The 542-nt window shown below is 47.2% G+C and carries 1 protein-coding gene; it reads right to left on the bottom strand.

Going from position 1 to position 542, the window contains the following annotated elements:
* Nucleotides 1–107: 107 nt before the first annotated feature.
* The coding region (locus R7Z50_RS30425) for a DUF368 domain-containing protein (protein ID WP_318150140.1) at nucleotides 108–542 on the bottom strand (435 nt) is incomplete at its 5' end.

Here is a 542-nt window from a genome sequence, read left to right as displayed (position 1 = left end):
ACTTGGGTTGAGCGCTCGTGCAGAAACACCTGGTTGTCGGGTTTTTCTACGCCCTAAAAACAAAAACGGAGCCAATGGCTCCGTTTTCTATGAATGTGCTGCGCGGTTTATTTGTCAGAGTCTGCGAACTTTTCGAGACCTAAAACCAACGCAATAGCAGCCAGCATCATTACTACTGCAATCACTAGCTGCGATGGTTGAGAGGTAATGTGTTCAAATTCAAATGGAGACAAGTTGTGTTGTAGTAACGGTACTTGTTCGCCTTTCGAGTTCGTACGCCATGTTAGGGTTTCTTTCCAAGGCCAGATTTTAGGTAGTGTACCGATCATCAAACCAGTTAAGAACATCAGCGTGAAGTCGCGGAACTTGCGCAGTAACCACGAGAGCAGATGAGAGAAAGAAAGTAGGCCAATCACGCAGCCCGATAAAAATAGCGCCAACGTATCCACTTGGAAGCCTTTTACGGCCGCAAGTACCGGAGTATACATACCGATCAGTAGCAGGATGAAGCTGCCTGAGATACCAGGGAGGATCATCGCACA

It is taken from the genome of Vibrio sp. 1249-1, from assembly GCF_033340495.1.
The sequence above is the reverse complement of the archived record's forward strand: the minus strand, read 5'-3'. Positions and strand labels throughout refer to the sequence as shown.